Here is a 693-nt window from a genome sequence, read left to right as displayed (position 1 = left end):
CGCCTCGACCGACTGGTTCGTGCTGCGCGAGGTCCTCGCCAATCCGCGCGTCCGGCTCTACGACGGTTCGATGTCGGAATGGTCGCGCAACCCCGCCCTGCCGATGGTCCCCGGCCACTCGGCCTTCTGAGCGGACCGGATGCGATGAAACCCGGCCCCCGCCCCGTGTGGAATCCCCATGCCGCCGGGGCGGCGCTGGGGGTGCTGCTGTTCGTCACCTTCCTCGCCACCGGCCACGGGCTCGGCGTCACCGGGGCGACGACCTACGCCACCGCGTCGGCCCTGGCGGCGGCGTCGCCGCGCGGGCTCGCGCCGCACAGCTACCTCGCCGCCTATGCCCGCGCCGGCCTCGATCAGTGGATCGTCTGGGAAGCCGGCGGCATGCTTCTCGGCGGCCTCGCCGGCGCCGCCCTCGGCCGCCGCCTGCGCCCGCGCATCGACGGCCCGCGCCTCGCCGCCTCGCCGGTCCGTCTCGCCCTCGCCCTGCTCGGCGGCACCGCCTCCGGCTTCGGCGCGCGCATGGCGATGGGCTGCACCAGCGGCATGGGCCTGTCCGGCTCGGCGCCGCTCGCCGTCGCCGGCTTCGTGTTCCTCATCGGCTTCTTCGCCGCCGGCCTCCTCGCCGGCCGCCTCGTCGCGCCGCTCTGGGGCGGGGAGGGCGGGCGATGATCCATCTCCCCCTGGCTGGACCGG

General features: G+C 76.2%; 1 protein-coding gene. It reads left to right on the top strand.

The window, feature by feature from the left end; genetic code table 11:
• The first annotated feature begins 144 nt into the window (after positions 1-144).
• Positions 145-669, top strand: a complete 525-nt coding sequence (locus tag APM_RS13275) for a YeeE/YedE thiosulfate transporter family protein (RefSeq protein WP_013639350.1) — start codon at positions 145-147, stop codon at positions 667-669.
• Positions 670-693: the final 24 nt, after the last annotated feature.

The organism is Acidiphilium sp. PM (assembly GCF_000219295.1).
Taxonomy (GTDB): Bacteria; Pseudomonadota; Alphaproteobacteria; order Acetobacterales; family Acetobacteraceae; genus Acidiphilium; species Acidiphilium multivorum.
The sequence above is the reverse complement of the archived record's forward strand: the minus strand, read 5'-3'. Positions and strand labels throughout refer to the sequence as shown.